Source organism: Micromonospora sp. WMMC241 (assembly GCF_027460165.1).
In the GTDB taxonomy this organism is placed as follows: Bacteria; Actinomycetota; Actinomycetes; order Mycobacteriales; family Micromonosporaceae; genus Micromonospora; species Micromonospora humi.
The window spans coordinates 2,822,925-2,849,645 of sequence record NZ_JAPZBF010000001.1; the positions used below are offsets into that span (position 1 = coordinate 2,822,925).

General features: G+C 73.2%; 18 protein-coding genes and 1 riboswitch. Of the genes, 9 read left to right on the forward strand and 9 right to left on the reverse strand.

Annotated elements, in window-relative coordinates; translation table 11 throughout:
- Positions 1-29: 29 nt before the first annotated feature.
- The 3 genes from O7598_RS13095 to O7598_RS13105 are packed head-to-tail and all read right to left on the reverse strand — an operon-like array spanning position 30 to position 2,214.
- Entirely contained in the window at positions 30-665 is a 636-nt protein-coding gene (locus O7598_RS13095) for a lysoplasmalogenase (protein WP_269691608.1), read from the reverse strand.
- A complete protein-coding gene (locus O7598_RS13100) occupies positions 662-1,489 on the reverse strand; it encodes a sterol desaturase family protein (protein ID WP_269691609.1) in 828 nt (275 codons plus the stop codon). Before O7598_RS13100 ends, O7598_RS13095 begins: the two co-directional genes overlap by 4 nt.
- Positions 1,486-2,214 carry a FadR/GntR family transcriptional regulator gene (locus tag O7598_RS13105; protein ID WP_269691610.1) on the reverse strand — a complete coding sequence of 243 codons (729 nt, stop codon included), beginning with the start codon at positions 2,212-2,214 and terminating at the stop codon, positions 1,486-1,488. The genes O7598_RS13100 and O7598_RS13105 overlap by 4 nt, the downstream gene beginning before the upstream one ends.
- Positions 2,215-2,347: 133 nt before the next feature.
- Here O7598_RS13105 and htpG point away from each other — a divergent pair, with 133 nt between their 5' ends.
- The gene (gene htpG, locus O7598_RS13110) at positions 2,348-4,240 is read left to right on the forward strand and encodes a molecular chaperone HtpG (RefSeq protein WP_269691611.1); all 1,893 of its coding nucleotides are present in this window, start codon (positions 2,348-2,350) and stop codon (positions 4,238-4,240) included.
- Between the two features lie 54 nt (positions 4,241-4,294).
- Here htpG and O7598_RS13115 read toward each other — a convergent pair whose 3' ends face one another.
- Positions 4,295-5,857 carry an LLM class flavin-dependent oxidoreductase gene (locus tag O7598_RS13115; protein ID WP_269691612.1) on the reverse strand — a complete coding sequence of 521 codons (1,563 nt, stop codon included), beginning with the start codon at positions 5,855-5,857 and terminating at the stop codon, positions 4,295-4,297.
- A gap of 210 nt (positions 5,858-6,067) precedes the next feature.
- Positions 6,068-6,212: riboswitch (cyclic di-AMP (ydaO/yuaA leader) on the forward strand.
- On the opposite strand from O7598_RS13115, the gene O7598_RS13120 reads away from it, so the two are divergent.
- The gene (locus tag O7598_RS13120; protein WP_269691613.1) at positions 6,211-6,888 is read left to right on the forward strand and encodes a LysM peptidoglycan-binding domain-containing protein; all 678 of its coding nucleotides are present in this window, start codon (positions 6,211-6,213) and stop codon (positions 6,886-6,888) included. (Overlaps the previous riboswitch by 2 nt.)
- A 282-nt stretch (positions 6,889-7,170) precedes the next feature.
- Positions 7,171-7,620 carry a YbaB/EbfC family nucleoid-associated protein gene (locus O7598_RS13125; protein ID WP_269691614.1) on the forward strand — a complete coding sequence of 150 codons (450 nt, stop codon included), beginning with the start codon at positions 7,171-7,173 and terminating at the stop codon, positions 7,618-7,620.
- A 612-nt stretch (positions 7,621-8,232) separates the two neighbouring features.
- Here O7598_RS13125 and O7598_RS13130 read toward each other — a convergent pair.
- Together O7598_RS13130 and O7598_RS13135 are read right to left on the reverse strand one after the other, a co-directional pair.
- Entirely contained in the window at positions 8,233-10,293 is a 2,061-nt protein-coding gene (locus tag O7598_RS13130; RefSeq protein ID WP_269691615.1) for a M4 family metallopeptidase, read from the reverse strand.
- 245 nt (positions 10,294-10,538) lie between these two features.
- A complete protein-coding gene (locus O7598_RS13135; RefSeq protein ID WP_269691616.1) occupies positions 10,539-12,965 on the reverse strand; it encodes a transglycosylase domain-containing protein in 2,427 nt (808 codons plus the stop codon).
- Between the two features lie 153 nt (positions 12,966-13,118).
- Here O7598_RS13135 and O7598_RS13140 point away from each other — a divergent pair, with 153 nt between their 5' ends.
- The 4 genes from O7598_RS13140 to O7598_RS13155 all read left to right on the forward strand — a co-directional run bounded on the left by O7598_RS13140 (position 13,119) and on the right by O7598_RS13155 (position 17,604).
- On the forward strand, positions 13,119-13,889 hold the full coding sequence (locus O7598_RS13140) for a nucleotidyltransferase domain-containing protein (RefSeq protein ID WP_269691617.1): 771 nt from the start codon (positions 13,119-13,121) through the stop codon (positions 13,887-13,889).
- A gap of 77 nt (positions 13,890-13,966) precedes the next feature.
- Positions 13,967-16,759, forward strand: a complete 2,793-nt coding sequence (locus O7598_RS13145; protein ID WP_269691618.1) for an FAD-binding and (Fe-S)-binding domain-containing protein — start codon at positions 13,967-13,969, stop codon at positions 16,757-16,759.
- Entirely contained in the window at positions 16,759-17,214 is a 456-nt protein-coding gene (locus O7598_RS13150) for a glutaredoxin domain-containing protein (RefSeq protein ID WP_269691619.1), read from the forward strand. The genes O7598_RS13145 and O7598_RS13150 overlap by 1 nt, the downstream gene beginning before the upstream one ends.
- A gap of 9 nt (positions 17,215-17,223) precedes the next feature.
- Entirely contained in the window at positions 17,224-17,604 is a 381-nt protein-coding gene (locus O7598_RS13155; protein WP_269691620.1) for a VOC family protein, read from the forward strand.
- Between the two features lie 79 nt (positions 17,605-17,683).
- Here O7598_RS13155 and O7598_RS13160 read toward each other — a convergent pair whose 3' ends face one another.
- Positions 17,684-21,202, reverse strand: a complete 3,519-nt coding sequence (locus tag O7598_RS13160; RefSeq protein ID WP_269691621.1) for a glycosyl hydrolase — start codon at positions 21,200-21,202, stop codon at positions 17,684-17,686.
- A gap of 1,084 nt (positions 21,203-22,286) precedes the next feature.
- The gene (locus O7598_RS13165; RefSeq protein WP_269691622.1) at positions 22,287-22,706 is read right to left on the reverse strand and encodes a hypothetical protein; all 420 of its coding nucleotides are present in this window, start codon (positions 22,704-22,706) and stop codon (positions 22,287-22,289) included.
- 98 nt (positions 22,707-22,804) lie between these two features.
- Here O7598_RS13165 and O7598_RS13170 point away from each other — a divergent pair, with 98 nt between their 5' ends.
- Positions 22,805-23,425, forward strand: coding sequence for an L-threonylcarbamoyladenylate synthase (locus tag O7598_RS13170; RefSeq protein ID WP_269691624.1), 621 nt, complete (start codon positions 22,805-22,807; stop codon positions 23,423-23,425).
- A gap of 75 nt (positions 23,426-23,500) precedes the next feature.
- Positions 23,501-25,075: a Na+/H+ antiporter gene (locus O7598_RS13175; RefSeq protein ID WP_269691625.1), complete on the forward strand. Its 1,575-nt coding sequence runs from the start codon at positions 23,501-23,503 to the stop codon at positions 25,073-25,075.
- Between the two features lie 47 nt (positions 25,076-25,122).
- Here the strand turns inward: O7598_RS13175 and O7598_RS13180 are convergent, their stop codons facing one another.
- A complete protein-coding gene (locus O7598_RS13180) occupies positions 25,123-26,565 on the reverse strand; it encodes an endo-1,4-beta-xylanase (RefSeq protein ID WP_269691626.1) in 1,443 nt (480 codons plus the stop codon).
- Positions 26,566-26,721 lie beyond the last annotated feature (156 nt).

A 26,721-nucleotide genomic window follows, 5' to 3' on the forward strand; every position in this document is an offset into this window, starting at 1 on the left:
CGGCTCCCGCACACCGCCACCCGCGCCGCTCAGGCGGGCACCATGTCCGGCTCGCGGGCGGCGTCGACGCGGGCGGCCATCCAGCCGGTGGTGATCAACAGCAGCGCGGCGCAGTAGGTGCCCATCACCAGCAGGCCCGCGCCGGGCAGCTCGGTGCCGGCCGCGCCCACGCCGATGAGCAGGTCGGAGGCGAGGAAGAGCGCGCCGCCGGCCGCGACCCGGGCGGACACCCCGGTCGCCGCGGCGGCCATCAGGCACAGCGCCAGGCTGTAGCCGAGCACGGGCAGTCGCAGCGGCCCCAGCGCGCCCCACAGCGCCGCGTTCCCGGCCGCCCAGGCGAGCAGGTAGCCCACCCACGCCGACGCCGGCGGTCGACCGTGACGCAGGAAGCCGGCCAGGAAGCACAGCTGCGCGACCAGGAAGAACCCCATGCCGACCAGGAACGCGGCCCGTCCCGGCACGAGCAGGGCCACGTCGCCGGCGGTGGCCGCGACCAGGCCGGCGGCCACCGCGTCCACCCGGCGTCGGTGCGTCACGAGGTACGCCAGCAGCACCGGCGCCAGCAGTGGCTTGGCCAGCCACTGGAGCGCGGTCGAGTCGAGCGCGACCCCGGCCAGCTCCACGGCGGCGACGACCCCGAACAGGGTGAGCCAGAAGCGCCTCACCGGGCCGGCTGCCAGCCGGGGCGGCCCAGCAGGTAGCCGAGCCGGTGCCGCCAGCAGGTGGCCCGGCGTACGTCGGAGAGGATCGCGGCGAACTCGTGGGTGGCCACCCGCAGCGGGTTGTAGGTCTGGATGTTCCTCGTCAGGCCGTAGCGCACCGGCGCCCGCTCCGGCTCGAAGCTGCCGAACAGCCGGTCCCAGACGATCAGGATGCCACCGTAGTTGCGGTCCAGGTACTCGGTGTTGGAACCGTGGTGCACCCGGTGGTGCGACGGGGTGTTGAAGACCCACTCGATCGGCCGGGGCAGCTTCCCCACCCGCTCGGTGTGCAGGAAGAACTGGTAGAGCAGGCTGATCGACTGCTGCAGGAAGATCATCCACGGCGGGATGCCGAGCAGCGCCAGCGGCAGCCAGAACGGCAGCGACGTCATCGGCGTCCAGCTCTGCCGCAGCGCGGTGGAGAGGTTGTAGTGGACGCTGGAGTGGTGCACCACGTGGCTCGCCCACAGCACGCGTACCTCGTGGTGCGACCGGTGGAACCAGTAGTAGGCCAGGTCGTCGGCGAAGAAGACGATCGCCCAGGTCCACCAGTCGCCGGGGGAGAGGTGCACCGGCGCGACCGTCCACAGCGCCGCGTAGAGCCCGACGGTCAGCAGTTTCCACGGGAAGCCGATGACCTGGCTGCCCAACCCCATCGACAGGCTGGTGGTGGTGTCGCGCAGCTCGTAGCCGCGCTCGTCGTCGTCGGGCAGGAAACGGTAGGAGACCGCCTCGATGACGATCAGCAGCAGGAACGCCGGTACGGCGTACAGCACGGCGGGGATCATGCGCGCGCTTCCCTTCCGGGGGTGGTGGGGGTGGGGGTGGTGACCGGGGCGGTCAGCAGCGCCCGGGCGTGCCGGGCGGCCGCCGCGCCCTGGCCGGACGCGACGGCGGCGGCGAGCCGGCGGTGGCCGACCACGTCGAGCAGCTCGGCGGCGCGGGCGTCCGGGGGGACGTCACCGACCGCGAACGTGCCGGCCACCAGGCTGTTGAAGGCGAGCTGGTACGCGGTGTTGCCGCTGCCCCGCACGACCAGTCGCCAGATGCGGATGTTCGCCTCGGCCATCCGGTCCAGGTCGGGCGCGAGCGTGCCGTACTCCTCGGCGGCCCGGACCAGCGCGGCGACGACGTCGGTGTCGGCGCGCTCGGCGCAGAGCCGGGCCGCGTCGACCCCGACGCAGGCCCGCATCTCCAACATGTCGCGCACCAGCGTCTCGACCGGCAGCACGTCGCCGGAGCGGGCCAGCGACAGCGCCAGGTCGAGGCCGGCGTGCACCCGCCAGTCGAGCACCCGGGTCGCGCCGCCCTGGCTCACCCGGACCAGGCCGAGCTGCTGCAGCCGGCGCAGCGCCTCGCGCACCGCGTGCCGGTTCACCGCGAACGCGGCGGCCAGCTCACGCTCGCCGGGCAGCGTCTCGTCCGGGCGGTACCGGCCGGCCACGATCGCGTCGCGGAGCTGGCCGAAGACGTGGTCGGAGACCGAGGCGCGGGGGGCGGGGACGAAGGCCATGGACAGCAGTGTGGCCCGGGACACATCAACCCGTCAACTGGTTGTACCAGTGTGATCGGCGGCCGGTGCGTGCCGCCGCGGTCACCCCTCGTATCCTTTCCGCCGTAGGCCCACGACCGGGAAGGGAGTCGGTGTGAGCGACCGGGTCGAGACGTTGGAGTTCCAGGCCGAGGCACGTCAGCTGCTGCAGCTGATGGTGCACTCGATCTACTCGAACAAGGACGTCTTCCTGCGTGAACTCATCTCCAACGCGTCCGACGCGCTGGACAAGCTGCGGCTGGAGTCGCTTGTCGACAAGGAGCTGTCGGCCGACACGTCCGACCTGCACATCGAGCTGGAGGTCGACCGGGACGCCCGCACGCTCACCGTCCGGGACAACGGCGTCGGCATGTCCCGCGACGAGGTGGTCGCGCTGATCGGCACCATCGCCAAGTCCGGCACCGCCGAGCTGCTGCGCAAGCTGCGCGAGTCCAAGGACGCCGCCGCGTCGCAGGAGCTGATCGGCCAGTTCGGCGTCGGCTTCTACGCCACCTTCATGGTCGCCGACAAGGTCAGCCTGCTGACCCGGCGCGCCGGGCAGGCCGGCGGCACCCGGTGGGAGTCCACCGGCGAGGGCACCTACTCGGTGCAGGAGGTCGAGGAGGCCCCCCAGGGCACCTCGGTCACCCTGCACCTCAAGCCGGTCGACGCCGAGGACAACCTGCACGACTACGCCGACGAGCGGACCGTCCGGGACATCGTCAAGCGATACTCCGACTTCATCGCCTGGCCGATCCGGATGACCGTCGACAAGCCCGGCGAGGACGGCGCGACGGTCCGCGAGGAGCAGACGCTCAACTCGATGAAGGCGCTCTGGGCGCGCTCCCGGGACGAGGTGGACGAGGCCGAGTACAAGGAGTTCTACCGGCACGTCGCGCACGACTGGGCCGACCCCCTCGAAACCATCCACATGCGCGGCGAGGGCACCTTCGAGTACGAGGCGCTGCTCTTCCTGCCCTCGCACGCCCCGCTCGACCTGTTCTCCCCGCAGGGCCGCCGCGGCGTGCAGCTCTACGTCAAGCGCGTGTTCATCATGGACGACTGCGATGCGTTGATCCCCAACTACCTGCGCTTCGTCAAGGGTGTGGTGGACGCGCACGACCTGTCGCTGAACATCTCCCGGGAGATCCTGCAGCAGGACCGGCAGATCCGCGCGGTGCGCCGGCGCCTGGTCAAGAAGGTGCTCGGCACGCTCAAGGACATGTCGGCCGAGTCGTACCGCACGTTCTGGACGGAGTTCGGGCCGGTGGTCAAGGAGGGTCTGCTGGAGGACCCGGACAACACCGAGGCGCTGCTCGACCTGGTCCGCGCCGCCTCCACGCACGACCCGGCCGAGCCCACCACGCTGCGTGACTACGTGGAGCGGATGAAGGACGGCCAGACCGAGATCTACTACGCCACCGGCGAGAACCGGGCCACCATCGAGAACTCCCCGCACCTGGAGGCGTTCCGGGCCAAGGGCTACGAGGTGCTGATCCTCACCGACCCGGTGGACGAGGTGTGGGTCGAGCGGGTCGGCGCGTACGACGGCAAGACGCTGCGCTCGGTGGCCAAGGGCCAGGTCGACCTGGAGACCGAGGAGGAGAAGGAAAAGGCCGAGGCCGAGCGGCAGGAGTACGCCGACCTGCTCACCTTCCTCGGCGGCGCGCTCACCGACAGCGTCAAGGAGGTGCGCCTGTCCACCCGGCTGACCACGTCGCCGGCCTGCGTGGTGGGCGACGCGCACGACATGACGCCGACGCTGGAGAAGATGTACCGGGCGATGGGCCAGGAGGTGCCCCGGGTCAAGCGGATCCTCGAGCTGAACCCGACCCACCCGCTGGTCACCGGCCTGCGCAAGGCCCACGGCGAGGGCGGCGACACCGCCGCGCTGACCGAGACCGCCGAGCTGCTCTACGGCATGGCGCTGCTCGCCGAGGGCGGGGAACTGGCCGACCCGGCCCACTTCACCCGCATCCTCGCCGACCGTCTCGCCCGCAACCTGTAGATGCAAGGAGGGGCCCCTTCTTATCGCCTGGGCGATAGGAGGGGCCCCCGCTTATCACAGCTGGCCGGGGAAGAAACCGTGCCGAGCCAGCGGCTCGACGATCTGGTGCTCCTCGTAGGACAGGTGCGACAGCAGCGTGTCGGTGAGCAGGTCCACCGCCTCCTGCAACGCGGTGAAGTCCCCGGGCGAGCCGATCAGCTCCACCAGCGCCCGGTCGACGCTCTCCACCACTCCGTGGATCACCACGTGCTCCTGCTCCAGGCGGTCCAGCACCGGCCCCAACCCGGCGTCGGAGCGGCGCAGGTGCGGGAAGATCGACGCGTCCTCCAGGCCGTGGTGCTGGGTCACCACGGTGCAGTACGCGGCGCAGTAGGCGCCCAGCGTCCAGTCGTTCTGCCGCATGGTCATCGCGTTCAGCGCGGCCCGGGCTCCGCCCGGCGACACCGCCCCACGCCGGACCTGCTCCAGCAGGTCGCGCACCTGGGCCAGCTCCTGGCGCAGGTGGTCGTGCACGTCCACCAGGTGCTGCCCGGCGGCCTGTCCGCGAGCCGGGTAGACGTGCCCGGCCGGTGGCGGCGGGGCGGTCGGACGGGTCGTCTCGTCCCAGAGGCGGCGGGCGCTGCGCCGTACCCCCGGGTCGGGGGTGGGGGTGACCGCGAGCGTGGTCGGACCGCCGGCGGCGGCCTGCTCCTCGGCCACGGCGCGGGCCCCGCTACCCGGCGTGGTGCGCTCGGCGGCGACCAGCTCCCGGACGGCCGGCGCCACCTCCTGGGCGAAGAGCTGGATGGCGCGCGGTTCGTCGCTGCCGAGGATGAACGTGGTGACGCCGTGCTCCAGGGTGAGGCCGGCCAGCTCCTCGACCCACTGCTCCGGCGGCCCGGCGAGGAAGCTGGTGGACGAGCGGCTGAACGTGCCGGTGACGTTCAGCATCCGGCGGATCGAGCCCGGATCGCGCCCGGCGGCCCGCGCGCCCTCGTCCACGAGGGCGTTGAGCGCCGGCAGATCGTCCGGTCCCTTCGGCAGGTACGCCAGCGACGGCAGCCAGCCGTCCGCGGCCCGTCCGACCAGCCGCAGCATGCGCGGCTTGTACGCGCCCACCCAGATGCCCACCGGGTGCGCCGGCGCCGGCCCGCGCTTCGCCCCGACCACCCGGTAGTGCTCGCCGGCCACCCGGATCATGCCGCGTCGCTCGGCGTCCCAGACCTCGCGGATGACCTGGATCGCCTCGTCGAGCGCGTCGACCGCCGCGCCGGGGGTGAGTCGCCGCCCGCCGGTCGCCTCGATCGCGTCCCAGAACGCGCCAGCGCCCAACCCCAGCTCGACCCGGCCGCCGGTGAGCAGGTCCAGGCTGGCCACGCTGCGGGCCAGCACCACCGGCTGGCGCAGCGGCAGGTTGAGCACGTTGCCGGCCAGACCGATCCGGTCGGTGGCGGCGGCCACGTACGACATCAGCGTCCACGTGTCCAGGAAGGCCGGCTGATAGGGGTGGTCCTGGAAGGTGACCAGGTCGAGCCCGGCCTGTTCGCAGAGCGTGGCCAGCGCGACCACCTGGTCGGGGCGACCGGCGTCGGGGGTGAGGAAGCCGCCGAATGCCAGCTCGTGTCCGTTGTCGGTCATCCGCCCCGCTCCTTGCGCGATCTTGCCCGGTCCCGGCCCACGGTAGCCCCGTCAGCGGGCCGGCGGCGGTGGACCCGCCACCCTGGACGCGGTAGTCCGGCCGGGTGAAGAACGTCACAAGAAGCGGGCGATCGTCGCAAATCATCCCTAGCGTCGGTTCCGTTCGCAGTCGCGGACACCACGGGCCGGTAACGCCTAGTCCCGCCACCGGCCCGGTGGTACCCGAACCTCGGGCGGGAGCGGGGGACCCACACGTTCCACGGTGCACGTCACCTCGGGGTGAAGCCGCCACCGGCGGCCGGGCTCCTCGGCCCGAACCCGACAGCTCACCTCGTCGGCGTGGAGGAATCCACATGTCAACTGCATACTCAACCCGCCGCCGCCGAACCGTGGTCGCCGCGCTCGTCGCCGGTGCCGCCACCGGTGCCGCGGCCCTGTTCGGGCCGGCCGCGCCGGCCAGCGCCGCGAGCGTGAACTGGGACGCCGTCGCCCGCTGCGAGTCGGGCGGCAACTGGCACGTCAACACCGGCAACGGCTACTACGGCGGGCTCCAGTTCTCCCGGTCCACCTGGAACGGTCACGGCGGCCAGAAGTACGCCGCCCGAGCCGACCTGGCCAGCCGCTCCGAGCAGATCGCCGTCGCCGAGAGGGTCCTCGACGGACAGGGCATCGGCGCCTGGCCGGTCTGCGGCAAGAAGGCCGGGTCCAGTGGCAAGAAGGCCCGGTCCGGCGGCGACAAGGCCGGTTCGAGCGGCCGGACCGCCGGGTCGCGCGGCACGAACGGTACGAAGGCCGGCAAGGCCTCGACCACGTCCACGAAGAAGGCCGCCTCGCCGCGCCCGTCGGCCGGTGAGCGGCGCGGCGCGCCGGCCACCGGCGCCTATCTGGTACGCCCCGGCGACACCTTGTCCGAGATCGCGGCGGCGAAGCACGTCGCCGGCGGTTGGCACGCCCTGCACGCGCGCAACCGTGCCGTGGTCGGTGCGGACCCGAGCCTGATCTTTCCAGGACAGCGGCTGAGCCTGCGCTGATCCCCGGCTCGCGGCAGGTCCCGCGGTCCGTGTGGCTGCCGTGTCCGTGACGCATCCGGTGGGCCGGCGGCACGACTCCTCGGACCGCGTCGTGGCGACCGGCGACGACATGCCCGGCCGGGTCATCCGGTCGGGCGTTCGTCGTCGCGACACGCCGGGGGTGGTGGGCGTCCGTCCTGCTCCCGGCGTCGACGGCCGGCCGGGCGCGGCGGGTGACGAGGTTCCGTCGCCGGTGGTTGCTATGGTCACGAGGCTCGGCTAAGACGTGAAGAAAGCGCGGATATGACCAACGATGCGTTCTCGGCCGCCGCGAGCCTCGACGAGCTGCTGACCCGCACGCAGCAGGCGCTGGCCGCGATGCGGTCCCGGGCCTGCGGGCTCGCCGACGGTGAGCCGGGTGAGCTGCTCCGGGCCGAGGGCGCGGCCGCCGGCGGCCGGGTCCGGGCGGTCGCCGTCCAGGGTGGCCGGCTGCATTCAGTCGTCGTCGACCCGGAACTGGCCGACGTGTCGCTGGAGGTCCTCTGCGGACACCTGGTCGACGCCGTCAACGACGCGTTGAGCGAGTTGGACGCGCGGGTCGGCGACTCCGCCCGGGCGGACACCGACGCGCTCGCCGCCCGGCTCGGCGGCCTGCCCGACCAGGCGGAGCTGTTCAGTCGGACGATGCACGAGGTGGCCGCGCGCATCCGCCGCGACCGAGACGCGGTGACCCGCGCCGCCCACCCTGCCTGACCGACCTCCCTGCTTGCGTCGTCACCCCTGCTTGCGTCGTCACCCCTGCGCGAGTCATCACCTCTGCCTGAGTGGCCGTCCCTGCGCGAGTCATCACCCTTGCCTGAGTCATCACCCCTGCCTGAGCGGTCAACCCGGTCTGAGCGGTCAACCCGGTCTGAGTGACCAGCCCGCTTGGTCGGTCGCCCTGCCTGACGTGCCGGATCGAGTGACGTGCCGGCCTATCCGACGGCGACTCATCCCGCCGTGCCGCCCGCTGTCCCTGCCGGAGGAACGCGCGCCACATGCGGCTGCCTCTTCCCGCTTGTCGGGATGGAGCGTCCGAACAGCGGGAACGGCCGAGATCTTGGTACGAAAGGGCCCCTATAGGGGCCGATCCGTACCAAGATCTCCGGCCGGGCCGGGCCGGGCCGGGCGGGGAGTCGGCCGGGCGGGGAGCTGGCCGGGCGGGGAGTCGGCCGGGCGGGGAGCCGGCGAGGAGGGGAGCCGGGCCGGGAGTCGGGCGGGCCGGGAGTCGGGCGGGCCGGGAGCCGGGCGGGCCGGGAGCCGGGAGTTGGAGGCGCGGAACCGCCGGCCGTCTCCGAGGGTGACGGCCGGCCGTTCGCGTCGTGGTCAGCTCAGCGTGACCGCGGTGTCGTCGACGACGAAGGACGTCTGGAGAGAGGCGTCCTCCACGCCGCTGAACGAGATGGACGCCGTGGTGCCGGCGAGCGACGAGATGTTGAAGGATCGCTGCACGTAACCGGTGGCCTTGTTCAGGTTGGAGTAGGTGGCCAGCGTGGTGCTGCCGGCCTTGACGGTCAGCTTGTCGTAGGCGGTGGTCGTGGTGGACTCCGCGCTGTCGATGTGCAGCCAGAAGGTCAGCGTCGCCTTGCACCCGGCCGGGATGGTGACCGACTGGCTGAGCGTGTCGGTGTGCGAGGAGCCGTAGCCGTCGAGCCACGCCTTGTACGAGCCGCCGTGCGCGGCCTGGCCGCTGTCGGTGGTGATGACGCCGGAGGAGGCGGTCCAGTTCACGTTGCCGGACTCGAAGCCGGGGTTGGCCAGCTTGTTGCCGGAGCAGCCGCCCGACGGCGGGGTGGTGGTGGCGGTCGGCGTGGGCGTGGTGCCGCCGGAGCAGGTCGGGTCACCGGACTGCGCCGGCACGCTGACCGCGTCCCAGGCCGCCTTCACCGTGTTGAACTCGGTGCAGCCGGTCGGGTAGAGGTTCTTCGCCGCCTGCAGCGTCCAGGTGCGGTACTTCAGGTACGACGAGGACGACGTCTTCAGCAGCATCGCGTTGTACATGATCTTGATGGCCTTCTGGATGCCCAGGCCGGTCACGCTGCTGCTGTTGCAGGTGGAGCTGGACGGCTGGCCGTTGGTGGGGCTGCTGCCGTTGGCCAGCAGGTAGAACCAGTGGTTGCCCGGTCCGGCGGAGGCGTGCACCTCGCCACCCGGGACGCTGCTGGAGTAGCAGTTCGGGTCGCCGAGAGCGCCCGGGTTGTACATGTTGCGGATCGGGCCGGAGCCGACCAGGTTGATCTTCTCGCCGACCAGGAAGTCCGGCGCGTCGTAGCTGGACGGCTCGTTGGCGAACCACTCGGTGGCCGCGCCGAACGTGTCGGCCACGAACTCCTGGGTGCCGCCGCCGGAGATGCCGCCCGGGGTGTGGTCGTCGATGCCGTGGCCGATCTCGTGGGCCACCACGTCGAGCGAGCCGATCCACTGGCCGGCGGTGTTCTTGCCGATCTGCACCTGGGTGCCGTCGTAGTAGGCGTTCTGGTCGTTCAGGCCCACCCGGATCGGCCAGTAGCCGCCGTTGCCGTCGGCGCCGTTGCGACCCAGCCACTGGGCGAGCATCTTGTGCTCGGTCTGCGCGCTGAACAGCGCGTCGACGCAGCCGGTCTCCTTGTTGGTGGCGGTGCCGTTGCCCCAGGCGTCGTCGGTGCCGCTGAACGTGGTGTTGTTGGCGGCGTCCTGGCAGCTCAGGTTGGTGACGGTCGGGTCCTTCATGGTGAAGGTGCTGCCCGACTGGGTGGTGTTCAGCGTGAGCGGGGCCGGGCCGTTCCAGGCGCCGGTGCCGGTGCCGGCGACGATGTGCTCCTGCTTGCGCAGCACCGCCCCGGTGCGGGCGTCGACGTCGACGGTGAGCCGGCTGGGGCCGTCCGCGTCGGTGCCGCGTACCGTCGTCTCCCAGGCCAGCGCCGGGCTGGCGCCGAGCGTGTAGACGACGAGCGTGGTGCCCTCGACGGAGCTGACGGTCTTGAGCTGGCCGCGCGCCGTCTTCGCGGCGGCGGCCGAGGTCAGCTTGGGGGAGGTGGCGAGGGCGCCGATCGGCCGCTGCTGCGCGACCGAGGCGTACTTGAGGTTGCCGGCGCCGTCGGTGGCGAGCACGAAGTCACCGCCGACCACCGGCAGGCCCTTGTAGGTGCGCTCGTAGGGCACGTACTGGGTGCCCTCGGAGGAGATGACCGGCTTCTGCACGAACGCGTCGTCGGAACCGGCCTGCAGGTAGGCGGGGCGGTTCGCGACCAGCGCGCGGGCCGAGTCGGCGGCCGCCGCGCGGGCCTGGGCGGGGTTGGGCGCGGCGGGCCCGGGTGGCGCGGCCTGCACGGCCGCGGCGGTGCCGGCGGCGATCACGCCGGCCGCGGCCGCGCCGGTGAGCGCGGCGAGGCGAGGGGAGAGCTTCACGAGGGTTCGCTCCTGTTCCTAGGCGCGCCGCACGGAGCCCGGTGGGGTCGGGCGGCGCGATGGTGCGAGGCAGGGTGACGGGCGGTCACCGGAGCTGCCGGCGTGGCTCCGGGTCGACAGATCGACCGTCGTGAGCCGCCGGGGGTCGACGACTCGCTGGTGCACGATCACACGCCGTCGGAGCCGTGAGCAATGGGTGACCTGGGCAACCGACTGCCGTCGGACACCCCGCCGTCGACCCGAATTCAGGAAGCCATGATCTTCAATAGCCCCTGATCAGGGCGAACATTGTCGGCAGTGGACGAGTGCATGCCCGATGTAGGTTCAATGCCGCAGTTACCGAATGGTGCACAGAGTTTCAGCGCGGTCCCCGGGTCCTCGTCGGCGGCCCCCCCGGGCGGCGTCGTCAGTGAGGGCGACAGGGTCGGCCGCGGTCCGGGTCGCCGGCTCGGGCTGGGACTCGCACTCGACGGAGCAGGGCTCGCGGTCGGCGACCCGGTCGGCGACGCGGACGGGCTCGGCGTGGAGCTGCTCGGGACCGGCGCCGACGGGCTCGGCTCCGGCGCGTCGCCGGGAAAGGCCGGCTCGCGGAAGCGGTACTTGTCCGGGTCGAGCTTCATCGCCGCGGTGGCCCGGGTCATGAACTGGCGCCAGATCGGCGCGGCCCCGGTCGAGCCGTACACCTCGTAGCTGCCGCCCGTCGTCCGCAGCGGCTTGCCGTCGGTGGTACCCAGCCAGACCGCCGAGGCGAGGGCGCCGGTCCACCCCACCATCCAGGTGTGCACGTTCTTGGTGGTGCTCTGCCCGGCCTGCCACGTGCCGGTCTTGCCGGCGGAGTCCCAGCCGTTGTCCAGCCGGGCCGCCCGGACCCGGCGCAGCGTCCAGTCGAGCTGGTTCACCGCCTCGGCGTCGAGACCGAGGTCGGTCTGCCGCAGCTGCTCGGTCCACACCTTGTCGTCACCCTTGGTCACCGACCGGACGAAGTGCGCGTCGGCCCGCTTGCCACCGGCCGCGAACGTGGCCATCCCGTTGGCGTGGTCCTGCACGGTGATGCCGTACTGGCCGATGCCGACCTCGGTGGAGAAGTGCTCCGCCAGCTCGTCGGCCGGGTCGTCGCGCAGGTCGACCCGCTGCGGCCGCGGGTTGCCCCGCACCGTCTCCCACATCGACCCCACGCCGGCCTGCCGGGCCGTCTCGATGACCTTCGCGGTGCCCAGCTTCTCGGTCAGCTCGAAGTAGGTGACGTTCAACGAGGCGACGGTGGCCTCCCAGAGCGCGCAGTCCGGCTGGCACGACGCGTGCTCGGCGTTGCGGATCGGCCCGGCCGCGCTGCCCCGGGTCCGGCCGGACCCGGGGAACTCCTTGGTGTCCGGCGAGTCGAACCGCTGCTTCACCGACATGCCGTCGCGCACCGCGGCGGCCAGGTCGTACACCTTGAACGACGACCCCGGCGGATGCTGGCCGAAGCCGCGCGCCTGGCCCTGCTCGTCGGTGTACCAGCCGGCGTAGTCGGCGCCCGAGCCGCGGTCGCCGCCGTAGTAGCCGAGCACCCGGCCGGTGCCCGGCTCCACCGCGACCAGCGCCGCCTGCCAGTTCTTCGGCTGGCCGCGGACCGCCGCCGGCGCGGTGTCGCGGCGGATGTCCGCCGCCGCCTCGGCCGCGTCCTGCACCCGCTTGTCGATGGTGGTGACGATCCGGTAGCCGCCGTCGCGGATCACCTCGTCCGGCTTGCCGCGGAACGGTTCGGTCTCCCGCAGCTCGGCCAGCACGTGGTTGACCACCAGGCCGGTCGGCCGGTCCAGGTCGGAGCGGCCGGCGTCACGGTCGATCGGTCGCACCGTGTCCGGGTACGCCAGGTCCGCCGCCTGCTGCGGGGTCAGGTAACCGAGCTTGACCATGCCGTCGCGGATGTAGTTCCATCGGTCGATCGAATTCTGCTTGGCGAGCGCGTTGCGGCGCGGGTCGTAACCCGGTGAGCCCTGCGGGTCCGCCGGGTCCGCCTCCGGCTGCTTCACCATGGCGCAGAGCACCATCGCCTCGGCGGGGGTGAGCTGCTGCGCGGCCGGGGCGTCCCGACGGACGGTCTTGCCGAAGAACGTCTGCGCGGCCGCCTCGATCCCGTACGCGCCCCGGCCGAACGGGACCGTGTTCAGGTAGAAGCCGAGGATCTCCTCCTTGCTGTACTTGTCGTCGAGCTTCCAGGCGATCACCGCCTCGCGCAGCTTGCGGGAGTAGGTGACCCCGCGCAGGTCGGCCGCGACCCGCGCGTACTGCTGGGTGAGCGTGGACGCGCCCTGCCGCTGCCCGCCGCTCACGTTCGCCCAGGCCGCCCGCAGCACGCCCTTGACGTCGATGCCGCGGTTGGTCCAGAACGTGCGGTCCTCGGCCGCCACGATGGCCTGCTTCGCCGAGTCGTTCATCGCCTCGTACGGGACGATGGTGCGGTTCTGCGCGCCCAGCTTCGCCATCGGCGTGCGGCCGTCGGCGTAGAGGACCGTTGTCGACTCGGGCAGCTTCAGGTCGGTGGGCGTCGGCACCGAGTCGAAGTAGTAGCCGCCGGCGACCAGCCCGCACCCGGCGAGCAGCGCGCCCACCGCCAGCACGACCAGCAGTCGCCGCCCCCGCCGTCGCGGCCGCTTCGGGACCGCGCCGTTGTCTCCGCTGTGCCGCACGCGATGCCTCCGACTGCTCGGCCGAATCGTGTCCATGCCCGGCTCGCAGGCTAACCGACCTGCGCCGACGGCACCGGCCGGCGCGGCGGGCCGCGGTGGCGTCCGAGCCCACCCGGACGGCGTCGCCGGAACCGCGCCGGGCAGGATGCGGGCATGCGCGACGACGTCCGCGACTACCTCGCCGAACTCCTCCGGCGCGCCCGCGACGTACTCGGCGCCGACCTGGCCGGCGCGTACGCGGCCGGCTCGGTCGCGCTGGGCGCCTACCAGCCGGGGCGCAGCGACGTGGACGTGGCGTTGCTGGCCGCCGGGCCGCCGTCCGCCGCGGCGAAGCGGGCGCTGGTGGACAAGCTGCGGCACGAGTCGCTGCCCTGCCCGGCGCGCGGCCTGGAACTGGTCGTCTACCGACGGGACGTGGCCACCTCCGGCACGTCCGACCCGGGCTTCGAGGTGGAGTTGAACACCGGCGCCACGATGCCGTTCCGCGCCACCTACGACCCGGCGGACCGGCCCGCCGCGGACGGGCGGTTCTGGTACGCGCTGGACCGCAGCATCCTGCGCCAGTCCGGCCTGACCCTGCTCGGCCCGCCCGCCGCCGACGCGTTCGCCGACCCGCCGCCGGCCGCGCTGCGGGCGCTGCTGGTCGACGCGCTGCGCTGGTGGCTGGCACTTCCCACCCCACCCGGCGACGCGCCGGCGCCGGGCGCCGAGGACGCGGTGCTCGGGGCCTGCCGCGCGCTGGTGCGCTGCCGCGACGGCGTCTGGCTGGGCAAGGTCGACGCCGGTCGGCGGGTGGCCGCCGACGACCCGGACGCCGCGCTGATCCTCCGAGCGGTCGCCGCCCGCTCGGGCGGGCCACCGCCGTCCGGGCCGGCGGCACGCGCGTTCCAGCACCGGGTGCTGGCGCGGATCGAGGCCGGTTGACGAGGCCCGATGTCGTCCGGCCACCCGCTGACCCGCGACCGGCCCGGCCTAGGGTGGGTGGGGGAGGTGCGGTGATCATGACGGAGCTGGACGCGTCGGTACGGGCCGGGCTGGAGGCGGCGGTGCCCGGCGGCGTGAGCACCCGGGCCGTGGACCGGCTGAAGCTGGCCCACGACGCGTCGCACTACCTGCTGCACCCCGGCGCGGTGGTCACCCCGGCCGACGCCGGCCAGGTCGCCGCGCTGCTGGCGCAGAGCCGCCGCGTCGGCGTCCCGCTGACGTTCCGCTCCGGCGGCACCAGCCTCAGCGGCCAGGCGGTCACCGACCGGCTGCTCGTCGACGTCCGCCGGCACTTCCGCGACCTGGAGGTGCTCGACGGCGGGCGGCGGGTGCGGGTGCAGCCCGGGGTGGTCCTGCGGCAGGTCAACGCGCGGCTCGCGGCGCACGGCCGCCGGCTCGGCCCGGACCCGGCCAGCGAGTCCGCGTGCACCGTCGGCGGGGTGGTCGCCAACAACTCCAGCGGGATGACCTGCGGCACCGAGTTCAACACCTACCGCACGCTGGAGTCGCTGGTGCTGGTGCTGCCCAGCGGCACCGTGCTGGACACCGGCGCGCCGGACGCCGACGCCCGGCTGCGCGCCACCGAGCCGGCGCTGCACGCCGGCCTGCTGCGGCTGCGCGACCGAGTGCGCGGCAACCCCGACTCGGTGCGCCGGGTCCGCGCCCAGTTCGCCATGAAGAACACCATGGGGTACGGGGTGAACGCGTTCCTCGACCACGACGACCCGGCCGACCTGCTGACCCGGCTGGTGGTGGGCAGCGAGGGCACGCTCGCGTTCGTCGCGTCGGCGACGTTCCGCACCGTACCCGTGCTCCGGCACGCCGCGACCGGCCTGCTGGTCTTCGACACCCTGGGCGCGGCGACGGCGGCCATGCCGGCGCTGGTGGCCGCCGGGCCGGCGGCGATCGAGCTGCTGGACGCCGCCGCCCTGCGGGTGGCCCAGCGCGACCCGAAGGCGGACGCGGCGCTGCGCGGCCTGGCCGTGCGCGGTCACGCCGCGCTGCTGGTGGAGTGGCAGGAGTCGGAACCGGACGCGCTCGCCGACCGGGTCGCCGCCGCGCAGCCGGTGCTGGCCGACCTGCCGCTGACCACAGCGGCCCGGCTCAGCGGCGAGCCGGCCGCCCGGGCCGCGCTCTGGCACATCCGCAAGGGCCTGTACGCGGCGGTGGCCGGGGCCCGACCCTCCGGCACCACCGCGCTGCTGGAGGACGTCGCCGTGCCGGTGGCGGCGCTGGCCGACACCTGCGCCGCGCTGACCGACCTGTTCGACCGTCACCGCTACGCCGACAGCGTGATCTTCGGCCACGCCAAGGACGGCAACCTGCACTTCATGCTCAACGAGCGGTTCGCCGGCGGCGAGGCCCCGACGCGCTACGCCGACTTCACCGAGGAGATGGTCGACCTGGTGCTCGGCCACGGCGGCACGCTCAAGGCCGAGCACGGCACCGGCCGGGTGATGGCCCCGTACGTGCGCCGCCAGTTCGGCGACGAGCTGTACGAGGTGATGCGCGAGCTGCGCACGCTCTGCGACCCGGACGGCGTGCTCAACCCGGGCGTGCTGCTCGGCGACGACCCGGAGGTGCACCTGCGGCATCTGAAGACCGTGCCGACCGTGGAGGAGGAGGTGGACCGCTGCGTCGAGTGCGGCTACTGCGAGCCGGTCTGCCCGAGCCGCGACCTCACCACCACGCCTCGGCAGCGGATCGTGCTGCGCCGCGAGATCGCCGCCGCCGAGGCCGCCGGTGACCGGGCGCTGGCGAAGGAGCTGACCGACGCCTACGACTACGACGCGGTGCAGACCTGCGCGGTCGACGGGATGTGCGCCACCGCCTGCCCGGTGCTGATCAACACCGGTGACCTGGTCAAGCGGCTGCGCGCCGAGGAGCACGGCCGGGCCGCGTCGACCGGCTGGCGGGCCGCGGCCCGGCGGTGGGGCGCCACCACCCGGGGCATGGCGCGCGGGTTGGACCTGGCCGGCGCGCTGCCCCCGGCGCTGCCCGAGGCGGCCACCCGGGTGGCCCGGGCGGTGCTCGGCGCCGAGCGGGTCCCGCAGTGGCGACGGGACCTGCCCACCGGCGGGTCGCCCCGCCGCCCGAATCCGGCCGGTGAGCCGGACGCGGTCTTCGTGCCCTCCTGCCTCGGCACGCTGTTCGCCCCCGCCGAGGGCGGCGCCGGCGTGGCCGCCGCGTTGCTCACCCTCGCCGACCGGGCCGGCGTACGCCTGCTCGTGCCGGACGGCGTCGGCGACCTGTGCTGCGGCACGCCCTGGTCGTCCAAGGGGCTGACCGACGGCTACCGGGCGGTGCGCGACCGGGTGCCGCCGGTGCTGCGCGCGGCCAGCCGCGACGGCGCGCTGCCGGTGGTCAGCGACGCCGCCTCCTGCACCGAGGGCTTCGACCGGCTGCTCGCCGACGCGGGCGACCTGCGGGTGGTCGACGCGGTGGAGTTCGCGGCCACCACGCTGCTGCCGCGGCTGACCGTGCGCCGCCGGCTGGGTTCGCTCGCGCTGCACCCGACCTGCTCGTCGACCCGGCTCGGCCTGGACGACGCGCTCCGCGCGGTGGCCCGGGCGGTCGCCGACGAGGTGGTGGTCCCCGACGGCTGGCAGTGCTGCGGCTTCGCCGGCGACCGAGGGCTGCTGCATCCGGAGTTGACCGCGTCGGCCACCCGGGCCGAGGCCGCCGCCGTCGCGGCGCGGCCCTTCGACGGGTACGCCTCGGTGAACCGCACCTGCGAGATCGGCCTGGCGCGGGCCACCGGCCAGCCGTACCGGCACCTGCTGGAGCTGCTCGCGGAGGTGACCGCCTGATGGGGCGCAGTTGGTGGTTCGCCGGGCTGATGCTGGTCGCCGGTGTGCTCGTGGGCGTCACCCGGGACGGGGTGGTGCCGTCCGTGCTGGGCTTCGCCGCCTTCGCCGTGCTGGCGGTGCTCTTCTCGCCGCTGGCCTTCCCCCGGTCGCTGAGCGCGGAACAGGCGCGCGCCCGCAGCGCCCGGGACGGCCGGCCGGTGGTCTACTGGCGCCCCGGCTGCACGTACTGCCTGCGGTTGCGTCTGCGGCTGGGCCGGCGTGCCCGGCGGGCGCACTGGGTGGACATCTGGCGCGACCCGGAGGGGGCGGCGGCGGTCCGGGCGGTGACCGGCGGCGACGAGACCGTGCCGACCGTGGTGCTGCCGGACGGGGCCGTGGTGAACCCCGACCCGGCGTGGTTGCGCGCGCGGCTCGCGGCCGGAACCGGGGCTGCCGGGACGGGCGGCCGTGGTTAGGGTCTTCCCATGCACCGGTCCCGGCTCTACGCACTGATCATCGACGCGCCCCAGGATTCGGCCGGGGAGGTCACCGCGTTCTGGTCCGCCGCGCTCGGCGCGGAGGTCCGCACCGACCCGTCCGAGCCCGAGTTCACCGGCCTGGCCGACGTGGTCCCGGGTCTGGTCACCGCCGTGCAGGCGGTCGACGACGCGCCCCGGCACCACCTCGACATCGAGACCGACGACGTGCCCGCCGAGGTGGAGCGGCTGCGCGGGCTGGGCGCCACCCCGGTCTCCCGCTGGCAGGACTGCCACGTGCTGCGCGCGCCCGGCGGCCACCTCGTCTGCGTCATCCCGGTGGCCAGCGACCCGGAGCTGTTCGCGTCCACCGCCACCCGCTGGCCCTGAGCCGCCGCCGCGGCGCGGGCCGGGGCGCGGCGGACACACCGGAGCCCCGGCCGTCGGACGGCCGGGGCTCCGGTCGGTGTCACGCGCCGAAGGGCAGGGTGACGGTCGAGCGGTCGCCGACGCCGAGGCTGGTCGGGGCGCCGCCGATGGCGTTCCACACCTCCACGGTCACCGTGCCGCCGGCCAGGTCACCGAGCGTGCCGACGCCCGACTGGAGGCCCCGGGCCTCGGTGTAGTGCTCCCAGCCCGGCACCGGGTCGGTCGCCCAGTACTGGTAGGTCTCCACCCGGTCGGCGCTGCCGTCGCCGGTCAGGTCGTAGGAGACCCGCACGTGGGTACCGTTGCCCACCGCGGTGCCGGCGTCGAGGAGCAGGTCGAACCGGGTCGCCCCGCCGGTGTAGCGGGCGGTCAGACCGGAGGCGGTGAACACCAGGTGGTCGCCGCCGGCCGCCGGGACGGCCGCGGCACCGGAGGCCCCGGCGGCGCCGGCCAGCCCGGTCGGGGAGACCAGGTGCCGCTCGGCGGTGAACCCGCCCGCGGGCGGCGGCGCGGTGGTGGTGGCGGTGCTGCCGGCGTACGGCAGGACCAGGCGCGACGCGTCACCGACGCCGAGCGTGGTGGCGCCGGCGCCGATGGCGTTCCACACCTCGATCCGGACCGTGCCGCCGGACAGGTCGCCGAGCGTGCCGGTGGCCGAGGTCAGGCCCTGGGTGTGCCGGTAGTGCTCCACGCCGGTGACCGGGTCGGTGGCGTAGTACCGGTAGGTCTCCACCCGGTCGAAGCTGCCGTCACCGGTCAGGTCGTAGGAGACCCGGGCCTGGACGCCGTTGCCGACCGAGGTGCCGGCGTCGACGGCCAGGTCGAAGGCGGTGTTCCCGCCGGTGTACGTGCCGGTCAGCCCGGTGGCGGTGAACACCTGCGGGTTGGCCGGTGACCCGTCGTGGTTGCCGTTGGCCGCGGCCACCGTGACCGTGCCGGCCGGGCCGGCGGTGCCCCCGAGCGCCCCGTCGGCGCCCAGGTAGCGGGTGGGCTCCAGCGCTGGCGGCGTGGTGCTCGGGCTGGGACTCGGGCTGGTCGGCGTCGGCGTCGGGCTGGCGCTGGTCGGCGTCGGGCTCGGCGTGGTCGGCGTCGGGGTCGGGGTGGTCGGGGTGGGCGTGGGCGTCCCGGTCGGCGGGGGACCGGTCGGCACCGTCACCCCGCCGGTGGCGCTGCCGCCGCTCCAGGTGTACGCCCCGGAGGTGACGGTCTTGCCGGCCGGCACGGCGAGCGTGGTGCCGTCGGAGAACGTGACGGTCAGCGGCGCGGCGGTGATGTTCGACGCCACGTAGGTGCGCTCGGTGCCCTTCTTGAACACCTTGGCCAGCGGGTGGTTCGCGGTGACCGAGGTGTCCACCGTGCCCAGCGCGGCGAGGTTGCGGATCCAGTGGAACGTGTGCGCCTTGCTCTCGCCCTCCTCGCTGGCGAAGGTGCTGTTGGCCCGGAAGTTGCGCAGCGCCTGGTCGCCGTCGCCGAGGGCGAGGAACTCCCAGATGATGTCCTGCCACACCGTCGGTGGGCCGCCCTTGTTGGCGAGCAGCTCCGCGTAGTTGGCCTTGACGTACTCCGGGTACTCGCCGAGGTAGAGGTGGCCGCCGGTGATGGGCAGCATGTTGATGCCCTGGATCATCTCCGGCGCGGAGGAGAACCAGGTGGCGTACGCGCCGCCGTCGCCCCACACCATGCCGACGGTCTTGTGCTGGAAGCCGGCCGGGAAGTTCTCGTCGTGCACGTCGAACCAGTATTCCGAGATGGCCGCGGACTGGGTGGTCCACAGGTAGACGCCGGCGTCACGGACGGCGGTGTTCCCGGTGGCCTGGCCCCACTGGATCAGCGCGTTGGCGAAGTTCATCCCCTCGGACGAGGACTCCTGGTTGTTGCCGGCGAAGAACGGCGCCAGCCCGGAGGCCCAGTCGTGGCCCGCGTAGATGTCGAAGTCCCGCAGGTAGGGGAAGCGGTTGTCAGCGCGGTCGTAGTTGTTGGCGTCGCGGATCAGCAGGTCGACCATGCCGCCGTAGCGGGTGTCGTCGGCCCAGCCGCTGTCGAACTTGGCCAGCGTGGCCGCCGCGGCGATGAAGTAGCCGTAGTGGAAGTGGTGGTCGTTGAGGTCCTCGTCGGAGCCGTACGAGGCGGGGTAGCCGATCAGCGTGCCCCAGTTGCGGTCGTAGTAGAACAGCTGGCTGGTCTCGCCGGAGGAGGCGGTGAGCCAGTTGGTGAGCCGGGCCTTCATCGCCGCGACGGCCTTGTCGCGGACCGGCGCCAGGCCGAGCTGGTCGGCGATCTCGGCGATCCGGGCGGCCCGGCCGAGGCCCTTGCCGGCCCAGTAGGTGTCCTGGCCGCTGATCCCCTCCGGGTTGGCCAGCTCGGCGTTGAGGTAGTTGGTGACCGTGCTCAGGTCCGCGCCGGTGGAGTCGCCGACTGCGGGCACCTCGGGGAGTACGCCGGTGAAGCGCATCGAGGTGGTGAACGACGGCACGCCGGCGAGCACCCGCATGGCGCCGCGTGGCGAGACGTACGTCGGGGTGATCGGCGTGGCGCCGGTGAGGCTGCGCCACTGGTGCGGGTAGAGCGCCACCACGGTCTTCGTCTCGGTGCCCTCGCGGGGCGTGGTGGTGAACGCGTAGGTGGTGCGCACCGAACCGGTCGCCGGGTCGTAGGCGTAGCTCATCCGGGTGCCGGTGACGTGCGCGTGGGCGTACCGGCCGTAGGTGTCGGCCAGCGCGGCCTTGTCGGCGCCGCCGGGCAGCACCGCGACCGAGAAGTAGCCCTTGCCGGCGAGCGTCGAGCTGATGCCGGCGCCGTTGACGGTCCAGGTCGCGCCGGTCGGCCCGTACGCGACGTAGTCGTGGCCGTTGACCGTGAAGCCGATGGTGGCGCCGGAGTTGCGCCACACGGTGGGCGTCGCGGTGGCGGTGAGCTGCGCGGCACCGCCGCCGGTCACGGTGTAGTAGCTGAACGGCAGGCCGTGGCCGATGGTGGCCCGCATGCTCCGGCTGCCGTCGCTCCAGTCGGCGGTGACCGTCCAGTCCGTCCAGTCGGCGGCCTTGACCACCGGCGCGGCCAGCCCGGCCACCCCGACGCGGACGTCCTCGGTGTACGGGTAGTGGTATTCGCCGACGCCGGTGGCGGTGCCGCTGATCGCCGGCGTGGTGTTGTAGGACAGCCCGAGACCGTTGTTCTCGGCCTTGAACGCCAGCGGGTGGGCCTGGAGGTTCTCGCTGCCTCCGCAGGTGTTGCGCTTCCAGATCAGCGAGGACCACCAGTCGTTGGTGGGGATCGCGCCGGCCGGGGCGTCCGCGGTGGCGAAGATCCGGGGGTTGGTGCTGACCGTGCCGCAGCCCTTGGGCAGCGCGGCGCCGGGCGGCAGCGTCTCGGTGTAGCTGCCCGCGCCGACGGTGCCGGCGGCGGCGGTGCCGCCACCGCCGACCACGACACCGAGGAGGCCGGCGGCGAGCACGGAGACGGCGGCGAGGGCGGTCACCCGGCGTCGACGCCGGCGGGTGGCCGAGGGTGGCGAGGCAGGCGGGGGTACGGGGGAGACGTCCCGCAGGGGGAGTGTCATGGAGGTCCCCTTCAGAGGAGAAGGTGGTGTTCGGAGGGTGGTCCGATAGTCGAGAGAGCGCTCTCTTGAGAAGCGAGATTAGGTTCCGGTTACGCGTCCGTCAATGTCTCGTTACCAAAGAGAGCGCTCTCCGCACCATGGGACGGCTCCCACGACAGGGGTCCGTACCGGCGCGCACCATGTCCCACCCGTCCACCGTGGACCCCCTGCCCGTTTCACGGGTCGGCGTGGAACGTCGAGCCCTCGAGCGCGCCCCGTGCCGTCCACTCGCGGCCGTCGGTCGCCCGCATGGCCGTGTCGCGCCGCGATCGGCACGCATGGCATCCCGGTTGTGGCCTGTCGGCCGCCCAGGTGGAACGGCGTGGAGATCTGGCGCGCGGTTCGGGGTGCATGGCGTTCCGGTACGGCCCGTCGGCTGCCCGGGTGGAATGGCGTGGGGTGCGTAGCCCTCGCTTCTGCGCGCCGCGCACGCCGTCCCCGTCCCACCCTGAGCCTGCCCCTGCCGTCGATCATGAAGTTGGCGGAGGTCGGGAAGATCGAAAATGCCGCCAACTTTATGATCGACGCGGGATGCGGGCCTGTGGCTGCGGGCCTGGAAGGGCGTGGACGTGCGGCGCCTGGGTTGGTGCGCATGGCGTTTCCGGCACTGCCGGTCGGCCGCCCGGGTGGAACGGTGTGGAGGGTCTGGTGTGGAGCCGGGGCGCGTGGCGTTCCCGTCGCGGCCCGCTGGTGGCTCGCGGTGGAACGGCGTGAACGGGAGCCCTCCCGCGCCGGCAATCATGGCGTTCGAGCCATGCCGTTGGCCGCGCGGCGGGCACGGCCTGGATGTCCGGCCCGGCCGGCGTCACCCCGTCCCGCACGCTGTCGATCAAGGAGTTGGCGTCGGCACCGAGGCCGCCCGACGACACGAACCCCTTGGTCAACCTTCCTTCGGCCGCCCGAACCCACCCCGCCTCGCCGATCTTGGAGTTATGGCACCCGGATAGTCGGGACTGCGCCTTTTGACAACAGCCACAACTCCAAGATCGACGGGCCGAGCCGAGCCGGGCCGGGCCGGGCCGGGGTGGGGTGGGGTGGGGTGGGTTCAGGCTGCGGTGGCGGTGAGGTGGGTGTCGGCAGTGGGGCGGCCCGGGTCGGTGGGGCCGCCGCTTGCCGAGGAGTCGGTGGCGACGCCGGGAGCCGTCGGGTCGGTCGCGCGGGAGCCGGCTCGGGCGACGGGTGAGCCGACCCAGGTGGCGGCGGTCCCGGCCGGTGTGACGGCGGTCCGAGGGCCGGTGGCTCCGGTCCGTGTGCCGGGTGAGCCGGCGCGGGCGATGGTCAGGCCCGCCTGGGCCGCGTTCCACGCGGGGCACGGCCAGGCGACGCCGGCGCAACTCGGGCTGGCGCAGGCCCGCTGCGCGTCGGGCTGGTGCGTGTCGGCCACCGCGGCGGACAGGTCCCACAGCAGTGGGTCGGTCACCTCCGCGGGACGGTCGGCGACGCGGTCGGTGGTGGATGCGGACATGGTCGGTCCCCCCTGTGCTGAAAACGGCCCTGACCTGTTTCCGGAACCGGCGCCCGCCAAACCTGCGGGTGATCGGGAACGGGCATAGGCTGGCCGGCGTGGCGAGGTACTACGACCTGCATCCGGACAATCCCCAACCGCGGGTCATCCGGCAGGTGGTGGACCTGTTGCGGTCCGACGGGGTGATCGTCTACCCGACCGACTCCTGCTACGCCCTCGGCTGCCGGCTCGACAACCGGGCCGGCGTGGAGCGGATCCGGGACATCCGCCGGCTCGACGAGCGGCACCCGTTCACGCTGGTCTGCGCCGACTTCGCCCAGCTCGGCCAGTTCGTCAAGCTCAGCAACTCGGTGTTCCGGCAGGTAAAGGCCGTCATCCCGGGCAGCTACACGTTCCTGCTCCCGGCCACCTCCGAGGTGCCCCGGCGGCTCCAGGACCCGCGCCGGCGGGTGGTGGGTGCGCGCGTGCCGAAGCACACCGTCACCCAGGCGCTGCTCGCCGAGCTGGGCGAGCCGCTGCTCTCCAGCACGCTGCTGCTGCCCGACGAGCCGGAGCCGATGACCCAGGGCTGGGAGATCAAGGAACGCCTCGACCATCAGGTCGACGCCGTGGTCGACGCCGGCGACTGCGGGCTGGAACCCACCACCGTGGTCGACCTCTCCGGCGACGAGCCGGAGATCCTGCGCCGGGGCGTCGGCGACCCGTCCCGCTTCGAGTAACGATCGGGCCGTTCCGCCCCACCCGATCGTGCCGTGCGGCACGGTGGACCCGGCGGACGGTGACGGGGGTATGGCGTGAGCGCACTCGTGCTGATCACGGTGCTCGGCGCCACGGTGCTCATCGGCACCACCATCGGGGGCCGGTACAGCGTCGCGCCGCCGGTGCTGCTCATCTCGATGGGCGCGCTGCTCGGCCTGCTGCCGCCGTTCGAGAACGTGGTCCTCGAACCCGAGGTGGTGCTGGTGCTGTTCCTCCCGGCGATCCTCTACCGGGAGAGCCTGGTGATCAGCCTCCGCGAGATCCGCGCCAACCTCGCGGTGATCGTGCTGCTGGCCGTCGCGTTGGTGATCATCACGATGGTCGCCGTCGCGTACGTGGCTCAGGCCCTCGGCGTGGAACCGGCCGCCGCCTGGGTGCTCGGCGCGGTCCTGGCGCCCACCGACGCCGCCGCCGTCGCCGGCCTGGCCAAGCGGATGCCGCGTGGCATCCTCACCACGCTGCGCGCCGAGAGCCTGGTCAACGACGGTACGGCGCTGGTGTTGTTCGCGGTGGCGGCCGGCGTGATCGCGGGCGGGAAGGTGCCCGGCGCGTTCTCGCTCACCGGTCAGTTCGTCGGCAAGTCGCTGGGCGGGGTGGCCGCCGGCTTGCTCGTCGGCGGGGTGGTGGTGCTGATCCGCAAGCACGTCGACGACGCGTTACGGGAGGGCGGGCTGAGCATCCTGACCCCGTTCGTGGCGTTCCTGCTCGCCGACGCGGCGCACGCCAGCGGGGTGCTCGCGGTGGTCGTCTCCGGCCTGCTGCTGTCGTACGCGGGCCCGCGGGTGATCCGGGCCCGCTCCCGGGTCACCGCCTACGCGTTCTGGGACCTGTCCACCTTCATGATCAACGGCAGCCTGTTCGTGCTGCTGGGCATGCAGGTCCCGAGCTCGCTGCGCAGCATCACCAGCCATTCGCCGGCCGCGTCGTTCGGCATCGCGGTGTTGGTCGCGCTGGTCGTGGTCGCGACCCGGCTGGGCTGGGTGCACCTGTCCGTGTCGGCGTTGCAGCGGGTCGACCGGCGGCAGTCACGGCGGTCGGCGCACTTCGACGCTCGGATGCGTACCGCCGCCGGCTGGGCCGGGTTCCGTGGTGCGGTCTCGCTCGCCGCGGCGCTGGCCGTGCCGGTCACCATGCACGACGGCACCCGGGTGCACGAGCGCGATCTGATCATCTTCGTCACCGTGGTGGTGATCGTGCTGATCATGGTGGTGCAGGGCACCACCCTGCCCGCCGTCGTCAGCTGGGCCGGCCTGACCGGCGACCGGGAGCGCGACGACGAGGTGCGCCGGGCGCGGATCCGGGCCACCGAGGCGGTGCTGGAGGCGTTGCCGTCGGCCGCCGCCGACCTGGGCGTCGCGCCGGACACCGTGGACCGGCTCCGCGCCGGCTACCAGGACCACCTCGATGAGGTACGCAATCCGCGCGGCGAGGAGGCGGACCGGGAGCGGGAGCTGGCCCGCCGGCTGCAACTCGAGATGCTGGACCGTAAGCGTCAGGCGGTCACCCGGCTGCGTAACACCAACCAGATCGACGACGCGGTGCTGCGCGAGCTCCAGGCGGCCACGGACATCGAGGAGATCCGGCTGCTCGGCCCCGAGCTGGAGGACTGAGCCGTGGCCCGGCGCGGCGGGGTGCCGCGCCGGGCCACGGGAGGGGATCAGCCGGCCGTGCAGCTCACGGTGCCGGAGGGGGCGGTGCCGGTGCCCTGGAAGCCGAACTCGGTGTTGCCACCGGCGGGGACCTGGCGGTTGTAGTCGACGTTGCGGAACGTCACCGGACCGGTGGAGCCGCTGGTCTGCGCGCTCCACGCGTTGGTGACCGACGAGCCGGACGGCAGCGTCAGCGACACCGACCAGCCGTTGAGCGCGCTGCCACCGGCGGTGACCCGGACGTTGGTGACGAAGCCGCCCTGCCACTGGTTGGTGGAGAGCGTCGCGGTGCAGGCGCCGGCCGGCGGGGGAGTCGACGGCGGGGTGCTGGTCGGCGGCGTGCTGGTGGGCGGGGTGCTGGTGGGCGGCGTGGTGGTGGGCGGGGTGCTGGTCGGCGGCGTGGTGCCGCCGGCGTTCAGCGCGTTGAGCGTCGAGGTGTACGCCGCCTTCTTGTTGCCGCTGCCGTCGAAGAGCAGCGGCGTGCCGCTGGCCCGCCAGGAGTCGCTGTCCCGGATGCCCCAGACGGTGATGCCGTTGCACCGCGCCACGGCCAGGCAGTCCTTGACGACGTTGCCGTAGGTGGTGGCCTGGGCGCTGCCGGAGCCCTCGATGTCGAGCTCGGTGATCTGCACGTCGACGCCGAGGTCGGCGAAGTTCTGCAACGTGGTGCGGTAGTTGCTCGGGTACGGCGAGCCGTTGTTGAAGTGCGACTGGAAGCCGACGCAGTCGATCGGCACGCCTCGGGCCTTGAAGTCCTTGACCATGTTGTAGACGCCCTGCGTCTTGGCCCAGGTCCAGTTGTCGGTGTTGTAGTCGTTGTAGCAGAGCTTGGCGCCGGGGTCGGCGGCGCGGGCGGTGCGGAAGGCGACCTCGATCCAGTCGTTGCCGGTGCGCTGGAGGTTCGAGTCGCGGCGGCCGCCGTTGCCGTCGTCGAACGCCTCGTTGACCACGTCCCAGGAGTGGATCTTGCCCTTGAAGTGGGTGGCGACCTGGGTGATGTGGTTGATCATGGCGTTGCGCAGCGCGGTGCCGGACATGTTCTGCGCCCAGCCCGGCTGCTGGGAGTGCCAGGCCAGCGCGTGCCCGCGGACCCGCATGCCGTTGGCCTGGGCGTGCGCGACGATCCGGTCGGAACTGCTGTAGTTGAACTGGTTCTGGGACGGTTCGGTGGCGTCCCACTTCATCTCGTTCTCGGGCGTGACCATGTTGAACTCGCGGTTCAGGATGCCGACGTACGTGCTGTCCGACAGCTTGTTCGCGGCCACCGCGGTGCCGAAGTAGCGACCCTGCTCCGCCGCCGACGCGCCGAGCGTCGTGCCGGCGCTGGCGCTGGTCGCGACCGCTACCGTCGCGGCGACCGCCGCGGCCCCGGCGAGCATCGACACCACCGTGGCGCGGGGGCGCGGCCGGGCCGCCGCGCGCTGACTGGTGCGGGCGAACACCTTGTCCATCTGAAGCCTCTCCTAGCCTGACCAATGGGACGGTCCACCTCGACCACCGCCCGCCACGGTGTCGGCTCGGACGCGGCCGCCCGGAGGCCGCGCGGGTGGGGAGTGACTCCCCGTCACCGTGGAGTGATCGAAGCGAATCTGTCAGGAGCCTACCGG